The sequence below is a fragment of the Nitrobacter vulgaris genome (genome assembly GCF_002028545.1).
GTDB lineage: Bacteria > Pseudomonadota > Alphaproteobacteria > Rhizobiales > Xanthobacteraceae > Nitrobacter > Nitrobacter vulgaris.
Genome location: NZ_MWPQ01000040.1, coordinates 302380 through 318198, shown reverse-complemented (window position 1 = coordinate 318198; position 15819 = coordinate 302380). Strand labels below are relative to the sequence as shown.

Below are 15819 nucleotides of genomic sequence, written 5' to 3'. Positions count from 1 at the left end.
CGCCGCATCGCCACCAGATATGATCGTCTCGCAATCAATTTCCTCGCAGCCGTCTGCATCGCTGCGCTGGTCAGTTACTGGTTATGAGTCCGGACCCTAGTGCGACGCTGCTAATTTCCCTGACGTGTCGTAGATGAAATACCAAATTAGAGCCTGGAAAATAAAAATGCAGAGTAGATTGATCACTACGTCAATACCATGGGCTATGGAATTGTTTCGCCACAGCAGCTCTAAAATACGAACGCGCCATGGTAGGAGAAATGACGTTAAGTGCATGAAGAAAAGAGCGCAGCCGACCCAATAGAGAACTTCGATACCGGTCGCGGCTGTTTTATTGGCAGCATATTTTAAAGCGCCCAACAGGACGATGTTCTTCAAAATATCGAGCGCTGTTTTGCTGAATTCGCGCTTATCGTTTGCTGTCGCGAAGTCCGCGGCATCAAGCCTCCGAATCAATCGGTTCATCAGATTTTCCATCGTCGACTAGTAACCCAGCAACGCCAATACTGCCGATGGCAGCCCACGCGAAAGGTCTCCCCGCTGGGGAAAGCGTGGATTGTTTTTTTACCAAATCAGTGGGACTGTGAGGGCGGAGCGTGAGAACTCCCGCCAGCAGCCTAGCCGGGCTGCGCTGGCCCTAGAGCGGTGGCAGGGCGATCCTTGCCGGGATCAGACTTGCCAACGAGAACGAACGTGCCGATTGCCGTCGGCGCGACCGGCGTCACTATGCCGGGAGCGCGGCGGTTATACAAGACCCGCAAGGGAAAGGCCGTCGCGCATGGTCTCTAGCCATGTTCTCACCCTCCCGGCGCCAGCGACGCCCGCTGGCACCCGGCCGTGAGAAGCCGGTAATCTAGAGAAGCACCATGACAAACACGACCGATCGCCCAGCGACGTCCGCTGACGACCTCTACTATCCAATGGACGTTACACCCGAACAGTTCTTCCAGGCTTGGAGCCGCAGTGAGCGGGAGGCCTTGATCGAGCTGCTAATCGGCACTCTCGACACCACCGACGACTGCGACGAGGACCGCGCCGTCGACGACGGACCCTGCGACGAGGATCCGGACGCCGAGCCGCCGCTCGGCTGGACCGATAGGGAATCGCGATGGGGAAAGCCCGTCTTCACGGAAGGTGAGGACGAGCCGATTCTCGCCGCGGTGCCAGCAATCGATCAAGCGGAATGGGCCTCCGGCAACCAAGATGATCGCGAAGGTGATGGATGCGCCGATGACCGTGAGGACGTGTGCGAGGACGAAGGTGCGGAGCATGATGGCCGCGAGCCGAGTTTCGGCTGGTCTGACGTGGAGACTGCCCGCGGTCGCCATCCGAACCAGATGGGGGGTGATCAATGAGCAACGTGGTCACATTCCCAGGGAGCTCTACCGGCCGCGCACCGGCCAGCGAAAGCCCCAACAAGCCCTCGCAGGAAATGGCCTGGCGGAGCCGCGAACATGTTCAAAGCAGCATCAAGGAACACCGCGCGGCGTGGGATCGCTATGCGCAGGCGGTTGCCTGGGTGGCAGCAGTGGAATCGGGAAATCTGCCGGTAGGTCAGATCGAGGCCGCCAAACAGGACCTCGCGGAACTTCATGCTGAAATGGATTATTGCGCTCGAATGTTGCTCGTCTGCATGCCAACCGACGTGAAGGCGCTGATCGAGCTGCTTCTTTACCTGGAGCGAAATTTCACAATCCTACCGCAAGAGATCAGGCACGCTGGGGTGAGCTCGAACTCGCTCGCGTTCGACCTCTTACGCACTGTGCGGCTGAGCCTCCGAGAGGTGTTGAAGGCCAACAAAAGCTCATTGTAACGAGCGGCGGTGAGAAGCAAAGGAAGCCGCGATCGGCAGAGACTGGCGACACGCCGCTGGCCGCTCAGTCGGTGAGGCGAGGGCGCCGGGCTACGGCCCGGCGGCTACTTCGATTCACAAGTTAGCTTGCGCGTGTCTTGGCCGGCGGGTGCGCACCAGACCACTTCGCCGGTCCAATTGTTTAAGCGAAGGGCGGCGGGGCGGCCAGCACCGATCGCCTGCACGCTCCAATGCGAGGCGAGCATGATCGATGCGCCAATGATCAGCGCGGCGGAAACTATTGCAGCTGAGATATTCATCTATCTGACCGCGGTGTGTCGGGAGATACAACCACGCTGCAGCGATCGATGTCCATGCACACCGTGGCGGGGGCGCCAGTGCTTCCCACTTGCTTCCCAAGCAGCAAAACATGGGAAGCGTTTGCTATCCATCGCTTTGTAAACACAAGCCATTCTTAGTAGTTGACACATTTCCGGCTATCATATGGCCGTCGTCGCTGGCGTGGTCTTCTTCGCGGTGCGTGCGCTGTTGGCCCTGGTTCCAGCGTTGACGGCGACGTTTCCGATTAAGAAGTGGTCGGCGGCAGCGGCGCTCGTGGCAGCCGCTTTTTATCTTCTGCTGTCGGGCGCTGAGGTCGCGACCCAACGCTCGTTCTTTATGACAGCGGTGGTGCTGATTGCGATCATGGTGGACAGGCGCGCTATTACGTTTCGAACACTCGCGGTCGCGACGATGATCGTGCTTGCGATTGCGCCGGAGTCATTGATCCACCCGAGCTTTCAAATGTCGTTCGCGGCGACGCTCGGGTTGGTGGCGCTAGTTCAGGTCGGGATGCCGAAGATGCTTGCAACCCCCGATCACTCGCCGACGGCGAGGGCCGCTCTGTGGGGTGGACGCGAAATCGCCATGCTGGCGCTGGCGTCACTCGTGGCCGGACTCGCGACCACGCCGTATGTCGCGTTCCATTTCCATCGGGTGACGCCATACGGCATGGTTGCGAACCTGCTGGCGATGCCGGTGATCTCGGCGCTGGTGATGCCGGCCGGGCTTCTCGGACTTGCGGCCATGCCGTTTGGCTTCGACGGCGTGTTCTGGCGGCTGATGGACTTTGGCATCGAATGGATGGTCGCTGTGGCTCAATGGGTAGCGGCGCTTCCGGGCGCCATCGGTCATACGGCTGCTTTTGGAACGGGGCCGCTGCTCGCGGCGACCGCGGGCATCATTCTGCTCGGACTGTTGAGAACACCGCTGCGCTGGAGCGGCGCGGTTGTGGTCGCGCTGGCGATCGTGTGGTCATTTGCGGTGACGCCGCCGGATATCCTGATCTCCGCGGAAGGTCGCAATGTCGCCGTGAGGGGCGGGGACGGCCGGCTGCGCCTCATCAGTACGAGTAAGGACTCTTTCACGGTCAGGGAATGGCTTGCCGCCGACGGGGATGGGCGTGGGTCTGCCGACCCTACGCTGGCGGAAGGCGTCTCATGCGACGATGAGGGCTGCGTGGTCAAGGTGAGTGGAGGTGGACTTGTCGCGCTTACGCGGCGTCCGGAGGCGATGCAGGATGATTGTACGCGGGCGGAGCTCATGGTGACGCCGTGGCAGGCTCCGGAGGGGTGCCCAGCGCAGGTGATCGATCAAAACAGGCTGCGGCGTGAAGGCGCTCTTGCCTTGTGGCGAACCCCAAGTGCTTCAAGATCTGGTGCTTCAAGATCCGGCTTTGCTGTTGATGCCGTACGTCCTGTCGGCGTCGATCGTCCCTGGTCATCCGCTGCCGTCGATGAACAGTCGGCACAGCTGCAATCAAAACCGGAACCCCCGGCCGACGCCACGCCGGTGCCCGAGGATCTCCAGCCGGACGATTGAACGGCTTGTCCACGGTTGGAGCCTTTCGCTCCTGATGAAATCAGTACTTGCGGTAAATGCCGATCAGTCTGCCCTGGATCTGGACCCGATTGGGCGGAAGTATGCGAACTTCGTAAGCCGTGTTCGCCGGCTCCAGCGCGATCGAAGCACCGCGACGGCGGAAGCGTTTCAACGTCGCTTCTTCTTCGTCGATCAGGGCAACGACGATGTCGCCGGTATCAGCGGTCTGGTTCCGCTGGATCAACGCAAGATCGCCATCGAGAATTCCGGCATCGACCATAGAATCGCCGCGTACCTCAAGCGCGTAGTGTTCGCCGGTACCAAGCATGTCGGGCGGCACGCTGACGGTGTGGCTGCAGGTCTGCAACGCTTCGATCGGCGTGCCGGCTGCAATCCGTCCCATCACCGGTACGGCGACCGGACGTTCCACATCGTCGACGACAGCGCCGCCGCTGCGGCGGACTTTGCCCAGATTGCCTTCGATGACGCTCGGTGTGAAACCGCGACGGCCGCCGCCGCCGCTGGCGGCGAGTTCGGGCAGTTTGATGACTTCGATGGCGCGGGCGCGGTTGGGCAGACGGCGGATGAATCCTCGTTCTTCCAGCGCGGTAATCAGGCGATGGATGCCGGACTTCGAGCGCAGGTCGAGCGCGTCCTTCATTTCATCGAACGAGGGCGGCACGCCGGATTCTTTCAGCCGTTCGTTGATAAAACGCAGGAGTTCATACTGTTTGCGCGTGAGCATCCCGACCCAGTCCCTGGTTGATGGGTTCTTGCCAACTAGGGGACATCGGGCCTGCAGCCCTTATAACCCCGCGGCACGAACCTCGAAACAAATCATGAACATACACTATATGTTCGATATGTGTTCCGCAACCCTTTAATTTAAGGTCAACAAAGCGACGTTTTATGACAGCGAAAGCTTAATGATGGCGCAGGGCTCGCCTTTGCTTGCGGCCGGCGCAAATGGCGTGCGGATTACGAGAGCCTCTGCCGCAGCGAGTTTTCCCATCAGCGAGCTGTCCTGATGCCCGATCGGCGTCGCGACCGGCAAGCCGTCCGTCGAGGGTGTGAGTCGGGCGCGCAGATAATCCTGCCTGGCTTGATTGGCGCTAACATCGCTGCCGAGCAGCGCCGGTTCAATGCAGTGGTGCACATCTTCACGCCCCGATAGCGCGCGAATCAGCGGCACCATGAACAGAAACGCGCAGATGTAGGACGAGACGGGATTGCCGGGGAGGCCGATCACCCGCATCGGGCCTAGACGTCCGTGCATCATCGGCTTGCCCGGCCGCAGTGCGATCCGCCAGAACGCAATCTCCACGCCTTCCGCCTCCAGCGCACGCTTGACGAAGTCATGGTCGCCGACCGACGCGCCGCCGGTCGTAACCAGAATGTCGGCGCCGCTCTCGCGGGCGCGGCGGATCGCGGCGGTTGTGGCGTCCATTGTGTCGGCGGCGATACCGAGGTCGATCGCCTCGGCGCCTTCGCCTCGGGCGAGTGCGCGAAGCGCGTAGCCGTTGGACAAGATGATCTGGCCCGGACCGGGCGTCGCGCCCGGCAAGACCAGTTCGTCGCCCGTGGCGAGCATCGCTATTGTGGGACGGCGATGCACCGGCAGGTCCGGATAGTTCATGCCGGCAGCAAGGGAAAGATGGCGGTCGGTGAGATGGCTGCTGGCCCGGATCAGGACGTCGCCCTCACGAAAATCCACGCCGGCAGGACGAATGTTCTTTCCGGGAGCAGTGGCTTCCTTGACGATGACGTGGTTGCCGTCGCGTTCGGTGTCTTCCTGGATCACGACTGTATCGGCGCTGTCCGGCACTACGCCGCCGGTGAAAATCCGTAAGGCCTCGCCGGTTTGCAGCGCGCGCTCGAGCGGCCGTCCCGCAGCGATCTCACCGATCACCTGTAGCCGCGCTGGAATTGTCGCGATGTCCGCTGCGCGCACCGCATAGCCGTCCATCGCCGACATTGCGACCGGCGGCTGAGTCCGGCGCGAGGGGAGATCGCGCGCCAACACCCGGCGATGCGCGGATTCGAGAGCCACGGGTTCCTCCGGGAGCGGTTCGACTCCGGCAAGAACAGCCGCAAGGGCGTCGGCGACCGTCATCAGGGGCATGACCATTCTCCTAGAGCATTTTCCGGCCGTGCGATCAGCCGTAAGAAAATCCCCTCAATCAATAGCTTGCGCGTATTCTGATCGCAAAACCGGTATCCATTTTTGCGGAATACGCGCTAGGCGCGATGCGCCTGGCGGGCGCGTCAAACATCTACCGAACTCGCGGCTCGCATACAACGGTACTAAGAGCCAAAATGCCGCTTAACGAAGCGTTCGCGTGACGGCTATGGTTCTGAGGCGGTATCCGTCACAAGATAGTGGCCGGACTTGCCGCCCTTTTTCTCGACGAGGTGAATGCCCTCGATCCGGACGCCGCGTTCCACGGCCTTGATCATGTCGTAGATCGTCAGGCAGGCGACGGATACCGCCGTGAGGGCTTCCATCTCTACTCCGGTCGGGCCGGAGACTTTGACGCTTGCGCGGACGCGGCAGCCCGGAATTCTCCTGTCGGCCTCGATGTCGAGCGTGACTTTCGACAGCGCCAGTGGATGGCAGAGTGGGATCAAATCCGAAGTGCGCTTGGCGGCCATGATGCCCGCAATGCGCGCGGTGCCGAGCACGTCGCCCTTCTTGGCGTTGCCGCTTTCAATCAAGTCGAGCGTCGCCTTGGTCATGACGACCTGGCCCTCGGCGACAGCGACGCGCTCGGTTGCGGGCTTTGCCGAGACATCGACCATCCGCGCCTCGCCTTTGACGTCGATGTGGGTGAGGGCGAGTTTGTGTTTCCCGGCGGTCTTGTTTTTCTTGTCTGCCATGTCAATCAAATCCTGAGCTGGTTCTTCCCTCTCTCACGAGGGGAGAGGCTATTTTTTCAAGACCAGATTTTAACGTATAGTTTCAGCACTTTGTGAAGATTTTAAAATCTGGAAACGGGATAAAGCTACATATCGATAGCAAAACGGCTGATTGCTTTTTCAAGTTTCGACTTGCCTCTTTTGTAGAATTTAGATGTCGTTCTGGAAAGCAAAGAAAAGAATCTGAGGACAGGTTGTTCGAATCTGCTGATGCGCTCTTTGTGAACCCATCTATTGTCATGGCGACACGTGTCGTTGCCACGAGCTCCAGCAGGCCCTTCTGATCGGTTGCCGCCAATGCTGTCATGTCCCTGTTGAGCAAGGCGTTGAACGGTTGCTTCCGCGGCATCGTCATTTCACGACGGCAGTGGATCGTTTCGTGCGAACACCGATGAGATGCCGCTAGACCACACATTCGCTAGAAGGCCAAAATCTAATTGCCGTTGGCCGACCGTAGGATACGTCGAGCAGGGCAGGGTTGCTGATAAGGTTTGATGTTCGGCTGTTTTCATCGGCCGGACAAACGAAAACCCGTACGAGCCGCAGCATTGATTGAGAGAGGTATGGACGGCTGGTGGTTCTGAGGATTAATGTTGTTCCGGATACTGAAGGTTCTAATTTTAGACGCTTGTTACAAAAATGCGCTGATGCCCCGTTAATGTCAGTGGGTGTGGTCCGTGCTGAATGTGAGCAATATTGCGCTTCGCAATGCGGTTCGTGACAGCCGCATGATCTTAATTTCCGGCGGCACCTTCCGCATGGGATCTGACAAGCATTATCCGAAAGAGACGGCGGTGCACCGGGTTACCGTCGGCACTTTTTGGATGGACCGTGCTCCTGTCATCAATCGGCACTTCAGAGAGTTTGTGAGGGCGACCGGTCACAAAGTGGCGGTTGGGAGGTGGCTGCTGATTATCGTTCAGTTAGCAAGATGGTGAGTGTGGAAGTAGCGCGTCAATAGATTGGCCGGCCGTATTGCTGGCTGGTTGAAAAGTTCATCCAAAGGTACTCAAGAGAGGACAAGATGAGCAAGGACCATCAGAACACGTCGAAGATTGGCACCCTGGATCGTCGCAAGCTCTTGCTCGCCAGCACGTCGCTCGCAGCGGCGGCGCTCGGCGCTGCTGCGTCCACGCGCGTCGCTCAGGCGCAGGCGCAGCGGCATCCCCCGGCGCCGGCGGCCGGCCGCAAGCCGAACATCCTCGTGATCTTCGGCGACGACATCGGCGTTCCACAGATCAGCGCCTATACCATGGGCATGATGGGCTATCGCACACCGAACATCGACCGCATCGCGAACGAAGGCGCGATCTTTACCGATGCTTACGGACAGCAAAGCTGCACCGCGGGGCGAGCCTCGTTCATTCTCGGACAGGAGCCGTTCCGCACCGGCCTTTTGACTATCGGCATGCCGGGCGACCCGCACGGCATTCAGGACTGGATGCCGACCATCGCCGACGTCATGAAGACGCAGGGTTATGCGACCGGCCAATTCGGCAAGAACCATCTCGGTGACCGTGACGAGCACTTGCCGACCAAGCACGGCTTCGACGAGTTCTTCGGAAACCTCTACCACCTCAACGCCGAAGAGGAGCCGGAGGGCTACTTCTATCCGAAGGACGCTGAATTCCGGAAAAAGTACGGTCCCCGTGGCGTTATCAAATCTTCGGCGGACGGCAAGATCGAGGACACTGGTCCGCTGAACGTCGCGCGCATGCCGACGGTGGACGAGGAGTTCCTGGGCGCTGCCAAGGATTTCATCGGCCGTCAGGCGCGCGCCAACCGGCCGTTCTTCGTGTGGTTCAATTCAACGCGCATGCACGTCTTCACCCATCTTAAAAAGGAGTCCCTGGGCAAGACCGGCAAAGGCATTCATGCCGACGGCATGGTCGAGCATGACGGGATGGTGGGAGAACTGCTCAAGCAACTCGACGACCTCGGCATCGCCGACAACACCATCGTGCTCTACACGACGGACAACGGCGCCGAAATTGCGCTGTGGCCGGATGGCGCGATGACGCCGTTCAAGAGCGAGAAAGGCACAACATGGGAAGGCGGCATGCGCATTCCGATGATGGTTCGCTGGCCTGGCGTTGTGAAGCCCGGCACGCAAATCAACGAGCCCATTTCGCTGATCGACTGGATGCCGACGCTCGCTGCAGCGGCGGGTATTCCCGATCTCAAGGAGCGGATGAAGACCGGATTCCACGCCGGCAACAAGACCTTCAAGGTTCATCTCGACGGCTACAACTTCCTGCCGTTCCTCAAGGGAGAAACGAAGGAGCCGCCGCGCGACACGATCTACTACTTCGACCAAGGCGGCAACCTGAATGCGATCCGTTGGAATGATTGGAAGCTGAGCTTCGCGACAGCGAAAGGTAACATCGCAACAGGCGTTCGCGAGACATCAGCATGGGCGTTAATCACCAACCTGCGAATGGATCCCTACGAGAGAGGGCTTGAAGAAGGAGGTGGCGCCATCGAATTCCTTGCGCGCAACATCTGGCTGCTCGTACCTGTTCAGGCGAAGGTCAAGGAGTTCTTCAGCGACTTCGATCAGTACCCGTACCAAACAGGCAACTCACTCAATGCGGGCGGCATCAACTATGCGTTGCTGCGCCAGCAAGATGCGATGAAGCGGCTCAAAGATCTGGAAAGTATTAAGACACGCTGAGAGCCGAAATACCACATGCTGGCCGGGCAATGATGCCGGCCAGCATGTACGTTATTTGTCGAAGGGAACAAACCGATGGCTGATGCGAGCGTAGCGAGCCCTCCCACCGGTGCGGCGCCCGTAAAAGTGAGCTCATCCGCTGCCCGTGACGCCATCCTCGACCTGAAGGTGCGTATCGGCAAATCCGTCCTCGGCCAGGATCATCTGATCGAAAGCATGTTGATCGGGTTACTCGGCAACGGCAATCTTTTGATCGAAAGTCTGCCCGGCCTCGCGAAGACGCGCGCGGTGAAGTCCCTGGCCAAAAATCTCGCTGCTGATCTGTCGCGTGTGCAGTTCACGCCGGACCTGCTCCCGTCCGATGTCACCGGTGCGGAGATTTACGCGCAGACCGACAAGGGCGGGCAGTTCCAGTTTCAGAAGGGGCCGATCTTCGCCAACCTCGTGCTGGCAGACGAGATCAACCGAGCGCCTGCCAAGGTGCAGTCGGCGCTTCTCGAAGCGATGGAGGAGCGGCAGGTCACCGTCGCCGGCAAGACCTACAAGATGCCCGAGCTGTTCATGGTACTCGCGACCGAGAACCCGATTGAGCAGGAAGGCACCTATCCGCTGCCGGAGGCGCAGCTCGACCGGTTCTTGATGCACGTCGTCATCACCTATCCAGACGAGGACGTCGAGGGCGCGATCATCAAGCTCAACCGCGAGGAAGTCGCGCAAGCGTCAAAGGAAAAAGCAGCGGAGCCTGCCGCGGTGCCGCAGCAGGCAATCTTCGACGCGCGGCGCGAGATCGACGGTGTTTTCGTGTCGGATGCTGCGCAGCGCTACATGGTCGACATCATCTTCGCCACGCGGTTTCCGGCGCGCTACAAGGAGCCGCTCAGCAAATGGATTCAGGTCGGCGCGAGTCCGCGGGGCAGCCTTGCGCTCGACCGCTGCGCGCGGGTGCGCGCGTGGCTCGACGGCCAATCGTTTGTGACGCCCGATCATATCCGAGCGGTGATGCACGACTGCCTGCGGCACCGGCTGATCCTCACCTACGAGGCTTTATCCGAAGGCGTCACCGCCGATCAGGCCATCGACAAAATCGCGTCGCTGGTGGCGCCGGTGTGAGGAGCATGCGATGCCGGCAGCGAGCGCAGCGGCGGTTCCCGGCGTCTATGTCGATCTCGGCGAGTTGATCGCGCTGGAGCAACGAGGCCACCGGGTCTCGTTTCTTCCTCGTCAACCTGTCCACAGCCTGTTGTCGGGCCGATACGCATCGCGGATGCGTGGGCGAGGGCTCAACTTCGAGGAAATCAGAGACTATCGTCCCGGCGACGACGTGCGCTCGATCGACTGGAAGGTGACGGCGCGTTTACAGCAGCCCCACGTTCGCGTGTTCAACGAAGAGCGCGACCGCCAAGGCTTGCTCGTGGTCGACCAGCGGCTATCAATGTTCTTCGGTAGCCGCTTCGCCATGAAGTCAGTGACGGCCGCACAGGCTGCGGCGTTGGCCGCTTGGCGAATTCTCGCGGCGGGTGACCGCATTGGCGGCATCATTTTCAATGACTCGGAACTTGCCGAGGTGCGGCCGCAACGAAGCCGCCGGAACGTGCTCGAACTGCTGGGGCATATCGTTGGGCAGAACCAGGCGCTCGGCGTTGGGCGCGGCCTTTCGGGCGCACCGGCAATGATCAATCGTGCGCTCGACCGAGCGCGGCGGCTCGCGGTGCATGACTCGACCGTCATTGTCATCAGTGACTTCGATGGCGCCGACGACACGACCAAGCGTTTGGTCGGCGGCATGGCGCAGCACAACAGCGTGGTGGCGTTGCTGGTCCACGACCCGCTGCAAAGCGATCTGCCCTCATCGGCACGCATGACGGTCACCGACGGTGAATTGCAAATCATGCTGGAGGTCGGCCGTGACAGTGTTCGCAAAGGCATTCAGGAGGCGACTGACGCGCGGCTGCGTAACGTGTTCGCGTGGACGCGCGAGATCGGTGTGCCGGTGTTGCCTCTGAGCGCTGCAGAGAAAACCGCCCCTCAACTGCGCCGCCTGATGGGCCGTTTGCCGGGCGGCGGCGGCGGGGGAGGCGGAAATCCACCATCTCCGGAGGCGAGCCTTGGCTAGTTCTCCACAACCCGATCCAGTCGCCGGCCTGATCGACATTCCGCTGCCGCCGGCGATCAGTCTTTGGCCCCAGACATGGCCGCTGCGGATTGCGCTGGCCGTTGCCACGGCCGGCCTTCTCTTTGGTCTGTGGCGGCTGACCTATTGGTGGTATCGCAACCGCTATCGTCGAGCGGCGCTGACCGAGCTTGCGGCTATTCAACGCACGTGGAATCCGGAGAATCCTGCCGGCACGTCCATCGCGTTGGCGTCGTTGATCCGCCGCACCGCGCTGGCTGCTTTTCCGCGGGGACAGGTCGCATCGCTGGCTGGCCAGGCATGGCTGGCGTTTCTTGACCGAACCGCTAACACGCGAGACTTTTCCGAGGGTGTGGGGCGAGTGCTGGCGCGCGAAGCCTATCAGCCGATCGCTGACGATCCCCGCGCGCTTTTCGGTATTATCCGGCACTGGATCAAGGCGCACCATGCTTGAATTTGCCTGGCCTTGGGCCTTCGCCCTTTTGCCGCTGCCGTTGTTGGCCTGGTGGCTGTTGCCGCCTTATCGGGAGCGCCGCTCATCGGTCCAGATTCCGTTTTTCGCCCGTGTCGCCGAGGCGACCGGGCAGAAGCCGCAGCCCGGCGCGGTGATCTTGCGGCGCTTGCCCCTGCAGATGATTGTTGCCGTCATCATTTGGCTGCTGATGGTTTCCGCGCTGGCGCGCCCTCAATGGGTCGGCGATCCGATCACGCATAAAATCGCGGCGCGTGACATGATGTTGGCGATCGATATCTCCGGCTCGATGAGCCAGCCCGACTTCAAGGCGCCCGACCAGAAGATGCTGCAGCGGCTCGATGGCGTGAAGCAGGTCGTTCGCGACTTTATCGCCCGCCGTAAAGGCGATCGCATTGGCTTGATCTTGTTCGGGACGCGCGCCTTTGTGCAGGCGCCATTCACGCAGGATCTGCAGACTGTCCAGATGCTGTTAGATCAGACCGCAGTCGCCATGGCGGGCGAGCAGACGGCCATCGGCGACGCCATCGGCTTGGCGATCAAGACATTTGATACGAGCAAAACGAAGCAGCGCGTGCTGATCCTGCTCACCGACGGCAACGATACGGCAAGCCGGGTGCCGCCTGTGCATGCCGCTGAGATCGCCCAGCAGCGCGGACTCACGATCTACACGATCGGCGTCGGGGATACTGAAGCCTCCGGCGAAAACCGCGTCGATCTGCCGGCGCTCCGCGAAGTGGCGAGCACGACGGGCGGACGGTTTTTCCGCGCCGAGAACGGCGAGCAGCTCGGAGCGATCTATGCCGACATCGACAAGCTTGCGCCGGTAAAGGTGCAAACCGAGAGCTGGAGGCCGAAGCTGCCGCTGTTCCAGTGGCCGCTCGGTGTAGCCGTGGTGCTTGGTCTCGGACTTTGGACGGTATTGCTGCTGCGCGGCCTGACTTTCGGAGCGCCTAGCGATGCTTGAGCAGGCGGTCGAAGCATTTCATTTCCTTCGGCCGTGGTGGCTGCTCGCGCTCGTGCCAACCGGGCTGATCCTGGCGCTTATCTCACGGCGAGACAGTGTCGATCTGCAATGGCGAGGCGTCATTGCACCCAGCCTGCTGAAGCACATGATCGTTACGCCGCAGCGGCGGTGGCATATCAAACCCTCCTATCTTGTTGCGCTGGCGTTAGGACTAGGCGCCGTCGCGCTCGCCGGGCCGACGTGGCGGCGCGAGTTGCCGCCCTTTGTCGAGGACAAAGCGCCATTGATGATCGCGCTGGATGTTTCTGCATCGATGGGGCAGTCCGACGTTGCTCCGATGCGGCTGGAGCGTGCCAAGCAGAAGATCCTCGACATGCTTGCCGCGCGAGGCAGCGCCCGCACCGGCCTCATCGCCTACGCCGGCAGCGCGCATCTCGTCATGCCGCTGACCGATGATCGCCGCGTCATCGAGCCGTTTCTGGCGGCGCTGACGCCCGGCTTGATGCCGGTGCAGGGTAAAAACCCAGTCGCGGCTCTCGCACTTGCCGCAACGTCTCTTCAAGGCGAACCGGTTGCGGGGACTGTTCTCTTGGTAGCCGATGGCGTCGGAACCACGGATGCAAGCGAAATGCGAAAGGCCGCAGGCCGCAACGGCGTGGTGATGCTTAGCGTCAGACCGCCGCAGGACACCGCTGGTATCCCAGTCGACAACGTTGAGGTCACCGTCGACAAGTCGGACATCCAAGCTTTGGAGCGCCGTATCGACACCCAATTCGAGAGCGCCCAGGCGGAAGAAAGTGGAACGCGCTGGCGTGACGAGGGATTTTGGTTGCTTTGGCCGATAGTGCTGCTCGGTGCGCTCTGGTTTCGCCGGGGCATGACGGTGCAATGGGTCTTGGTACTCTTCCTGCTATATGGACACCCAGCCAAGGCGCAGCCCGCCGAAGCGCTGGCACGCTTCGCGAGCCTTTGGTTGACGCCGGATCAGCAAGGACGCATTGCCTTCGACCGCGGCGACTATGCGAGCGCGTCAAAACTGTTTGCCGATCCGATGTGGCGTGGAATCGCCGCCTATCGCGCCTACGATTTTCTGGCTGCCGCGGAGGCCTTTCGGAAGGTCGAGACGGTCGAAGGCCGTTTCGCACTCGGCAATGCCGAGGCACAAAACCATGCCTACGAGAAGGCGATCAAAGCCTACGACGACGTATTGGCGCAGCAGCCAGACAACGTCGCGGCAAAGACTAACCTCGCCATCGTCAAGAAAGCTTTTGAGGCTGCCGAGGAAAAACGGCGCAAGGATGAGCAACAAGACGCCGCCCCGCCTGATCTCAAGCCCGATGAAACCAAGATCGACGAAAAGCAGAAGGGTGGCAAACGCATAAAAGTTGCACCGAACGACATGACGACAGCTGGCGCCGCCGACGCCTGGATGCGTCAGGTGCAGACGACGCCGGCGGATTTCCTCAAACTGAAGTTCGCGATACAGGCGAACAGCGGCTCAACGCCGGTCGGGAGTTCGCCGCGATGAGAACACTGGCCGCATTCGCGCTATTTGCGCTGTCTGTCGCTAACGCAGATGCGCAACAAACTGTGGCTACTGAGCCGATCGTGCGCGCCAAGCTCGATCCCGCGACGGTCGTCGTCGGCCAGAGCGCGACGCTGACCCTCGACGTTCTGGTGCCCAACTACATGACAAAGCCGCCGGTGCTGCCGGCATTCCAGATCCGCAATGCCGTCACGCATGACGGGTCGACGATCAACATGTCGGAACAGGTAGACGGCGTGAGCTTTGCCGGAGTGCGGTACGAATTTCTGCTCTATCCGCAAGAGCCGGGCGCTTACGCCATTTCGGAGCGGTCGATGACAGTTACTTACGCGGTCGACCCTCCAGACTCGCGCGAGACGGTTGTGCGCATTCCGTCTTTGTCGTTCCAGGCAGTCATTCCCGATGCGGCGCAGGCGCTCGATCCATTCGTCTCCGCCCAACGGCTTGTTGTTCACCAGGAGATCAAGCCTTCGTCCGATCATCTCAAGGTCGGCGACTCCGTTGTCCGCACCGTCACGATCGAAGCCGACGGCACGCCGGCGATGCTGTTGCCGCCTCTGCCTCTTGTCCGCTCGCCTGTAGCCGAAGCTTATCCGGCACAACCGGAGTTCCAGGACAAGTACGATTCCCGAACCGGGGTGCTTGTGTCGCGCCGTATCGATCAGGTCACGCACATGCTGCAACAATCGGGTCAATTCAGTTTGCCGGCAATCGACATCGGATGGTGGAATGTCGGCGCAGGCAAAGTGGAGACGGCGCACCTGGACGCGATGTCATTCCAGGTCGTTGCTAATCCGGCCGCGCAAGGGACAATTTCCGACGGAGCCCGCGCGCGATGGAATTGGTCCGCCGTTCGCGATGGTATTGCCGAGCACTGGCTGCTGGCAGCGCTGATTGCAACCGCATTTGCCGTGATCGCCTGGTTCGCGCCGGCCGCGGCAAGATCGATCACGGCAGCGTATCAGCAGCGGCGGAAGACATATCTGCAATCCGAAGCCTGGTCGTTCCGTCGCCTTCGCCGCGTAGCAGGCAGCGGCGATGCTCGCACGGTGTACTTTGCAATGCTTGACTGGCTGCAACGGTTCGAACCCGTTGCGTCAGATCGCACGATCAAAGCTTTTAAGGCCGCAGCGGCCGATCCCGTGCTCGACTCCGAAATCGGATCGATCGAGCAACAATTGTTCGCGTCGCACCGCAACGCCGGTGAATGGTCGTCACGCCGCTTGCTGTGGCGAGTTGGGGCCGCGCGCCGCAACTTGCGTAGGCAGGTGGCCAGTCGCGGCGCAAAGCGGCAGTTGCCTCAGCACATCAATCCGATGGGTATTCCGAAAGCGTCAACCGAGAGTTGGCGCAAGCCGGCCAGATAATAGGGGCACTCACAATCTCACAAGCTCGAACGCAGGCTTTCTTCACCCAATCATCGTACTGTTTTCAAACGTT

General features: G+C 60.8%; 13 protein-coding genes and 3 pseudogenes. 12 read left to right on the top strand and 4 right to left on the bottom strand.

Features of this window, described 5'->3' with window-relative positions; genetic code table 11:
• Positions 1-87 (top strand): annotated as a pseudogene (locus B2M20_RS19095) (IS5/IS1182 family transposase); the annotation flags it as partial.
• Between the two features lie 9 nt (positions 88-96).
• On the opposite strand, the gene B2M20_RS10735 reads toward B2M20_RS19095, so the two are convergent.
• Positions 97-465, bottom strand: coding sequence for a hypothetical protein (locus B2M20_RS10735; RefSeq protein ID WP_158081528.1), 369 nt, complete (start codon positions 463-465; stop codon positions 97-99).
• 401 nt (positions 466-866) lie between these two features.
• Between B2M20_RS10735 and B2M20_RS10730 the strand changes: the two genes are divergently transcribed.
• The 3 genes and pseudogenes from B2M20_RS10730 to B2M20_RS10715 form a co-directional block, all read left to right on the top strand.
• Positions 867-1355, top strand: coding sequence for a hypothetical protein (locus B2M20_RS10730; protein WP_079447010.1), 489 nt, complete (start codon positions 867-869; stop codon positions 1353-1355).
• A complete protein-coding gene (locus B2M20_RS10725; protein WP_079447009.1) occupies positions 1352-1813 on the top strand; it encodes a hypothetical protein in 462 nt (153 codons plus the stop codon). Before B2M20_RS10730 ends, B2M20_RS10725 begins: the two co-directional genes overlap by 4 nt.
• Before the next feature lie 468 nt (positions 1814-2281).
• Positions 2282-3673: pseudogene (locus tag B2M20_RS10715) on the top strand (ComEC/Rec2 family competence protein); the annotation flags it as partial.
• A 40-nt stretch (positions 3674-3713) separates the two neighbouring features.
• Here B2M20_RS10715 and lexA read toward each other — a convergent pair.
• From lexA to moaC, 3 genes are all read right to left on the bottom strand, one after another.
• Positions 3714-4418 (bottom strand): transcriptional repressor LexA, encoded by a 705-nt coding sequence (lexA, locus tag B2M20_RS10710; protein WP_079447006.1) that lies wholly within the window; start codon positions 4416-4418, stop codon positions 3714-3716.
• 162 nt (positions 4419-4580) lie between these two features.
• Positions 4581-5795: a molybdopterin molybdotransferase MoeA gene (locus B2M20_RS10705; protein ID WP_079447051.1), complete on the bottom strand. Its 1215-nt coding sequence runs from the start codon at positions 5793-5795 to the stop codon at positions 4581-4583.
• A 224-nt stretch (positions 5796-6019) separates the two neighbouring features.
• A complete protein-coding gene (gene moaC, locus B2M20_RS10700; RefSeq protein ID WP_079447005.1) occupies positions 6020-6550 on the bottom strand; it encodes a cyclic pyranopterin monophosphate synthase MoaC in 531 nt (176 codons plus the stop codon).
• Positions 6551-7317: 767 nt separating this feature from the next.
• Here moaC and B2M20_RS10695 point away from each other — a divergent pair.
• The 8 genes and pseudogenes from B2M20_RS10695 to B2M20_RS10660 all read left to right on the top strand — a co-directional run.
• Positions 7318-7473 (top strand): annotated as a pseudogene (locus B2M20_RS10695) (formylglycine-generating enzyme family protein); the annotation flags it as partial.
• 140 nt (positions 7474-7613) lie between these two features.
• The gene (locus B2M20_RS10690; protein WP_079447003.1) at positions 7614-9263 is read left to right on the top strand and encodes an arylsulfatase; all 1650 of its coding nucleotides are present in this window, start codon (positions 7614-7616) and stop codon (positions 9261-9263) included.
• Between the two features lie 75 nt (positions 9264-9338).
• Positions 9339-10373: an AAA family ATPase gene (locus tag B2M20_RS10685; RefSeq protein WP_079447002.1), complete on the top strand. Its 1035-nt coding sequence runs from the start codon at positions 9339-9341 to the stop codon at positions 10371-10373.
• Between the two features lie 10 nt (positions 10374-10383).
• A complete protein-coding gene (locus B2M20_RS10680; protein ID WP_079447001.1) occupies positions 10384-11376 on the top strand; it encodes a DUF58 domain-containing protein in 993 nt (330 codons plus the stop codon).
• Complete coding sequence (locus B2M20_RS10675; protein ID WP_201789017.1) at positions 11369-11848, top strand: DUF4381 domain-containing protein; 480 nt, start codon at positions 11369-11371, stop codon at positions 11846-11848. Before B2M20_RS10680 ends, B2M20_RS10675 begins: the two co-directional genes overlap by 8 nt.
• Positions 11841-12833 (top strand): vWA domain-containing protein, encoded by a 993-nt coding sequence (locus tag B2M20_RS10670; RefSeq protein WP_079446999.1) that lies wholly within the window; start codon positions 11841-11843, stop codon positions 12831-12833. The genes B2M20_RS10675 and B2M20_RS10670 overlap by 8 nt, the downstream gene beginning before the upstream one ends.
• A complete protein-coding gene (locus B2M20_RS10665) occupies positions 12826-14361 on the top strand; it encodes a VWA domain-containing protein (RefSeq protein ID WP_079446998.1) in 1536 nt (511 codons plus the stop codon). Before B2M20_RS10670 ends, B2M20_RS10665 begins: the two co-directional genes overlap by 8 nt.
• Complete coding sequence (locus tag B2M20_RS10660) at positions 14358-15746, top strand: BatD family protein (RefSeq protein ID WP_079446997.1); 1389 nt, start codon at positions 14358-14360, stop codon at positions 15744-15746. The genes B2M20_RS10665 and B2M20_RS10660 overlap by 4 nt, the downstream gene beginning before the upstream one ends.
• The last annotated feature ends 73 nt before the right edge of the window (positions 15747-15819 follow it).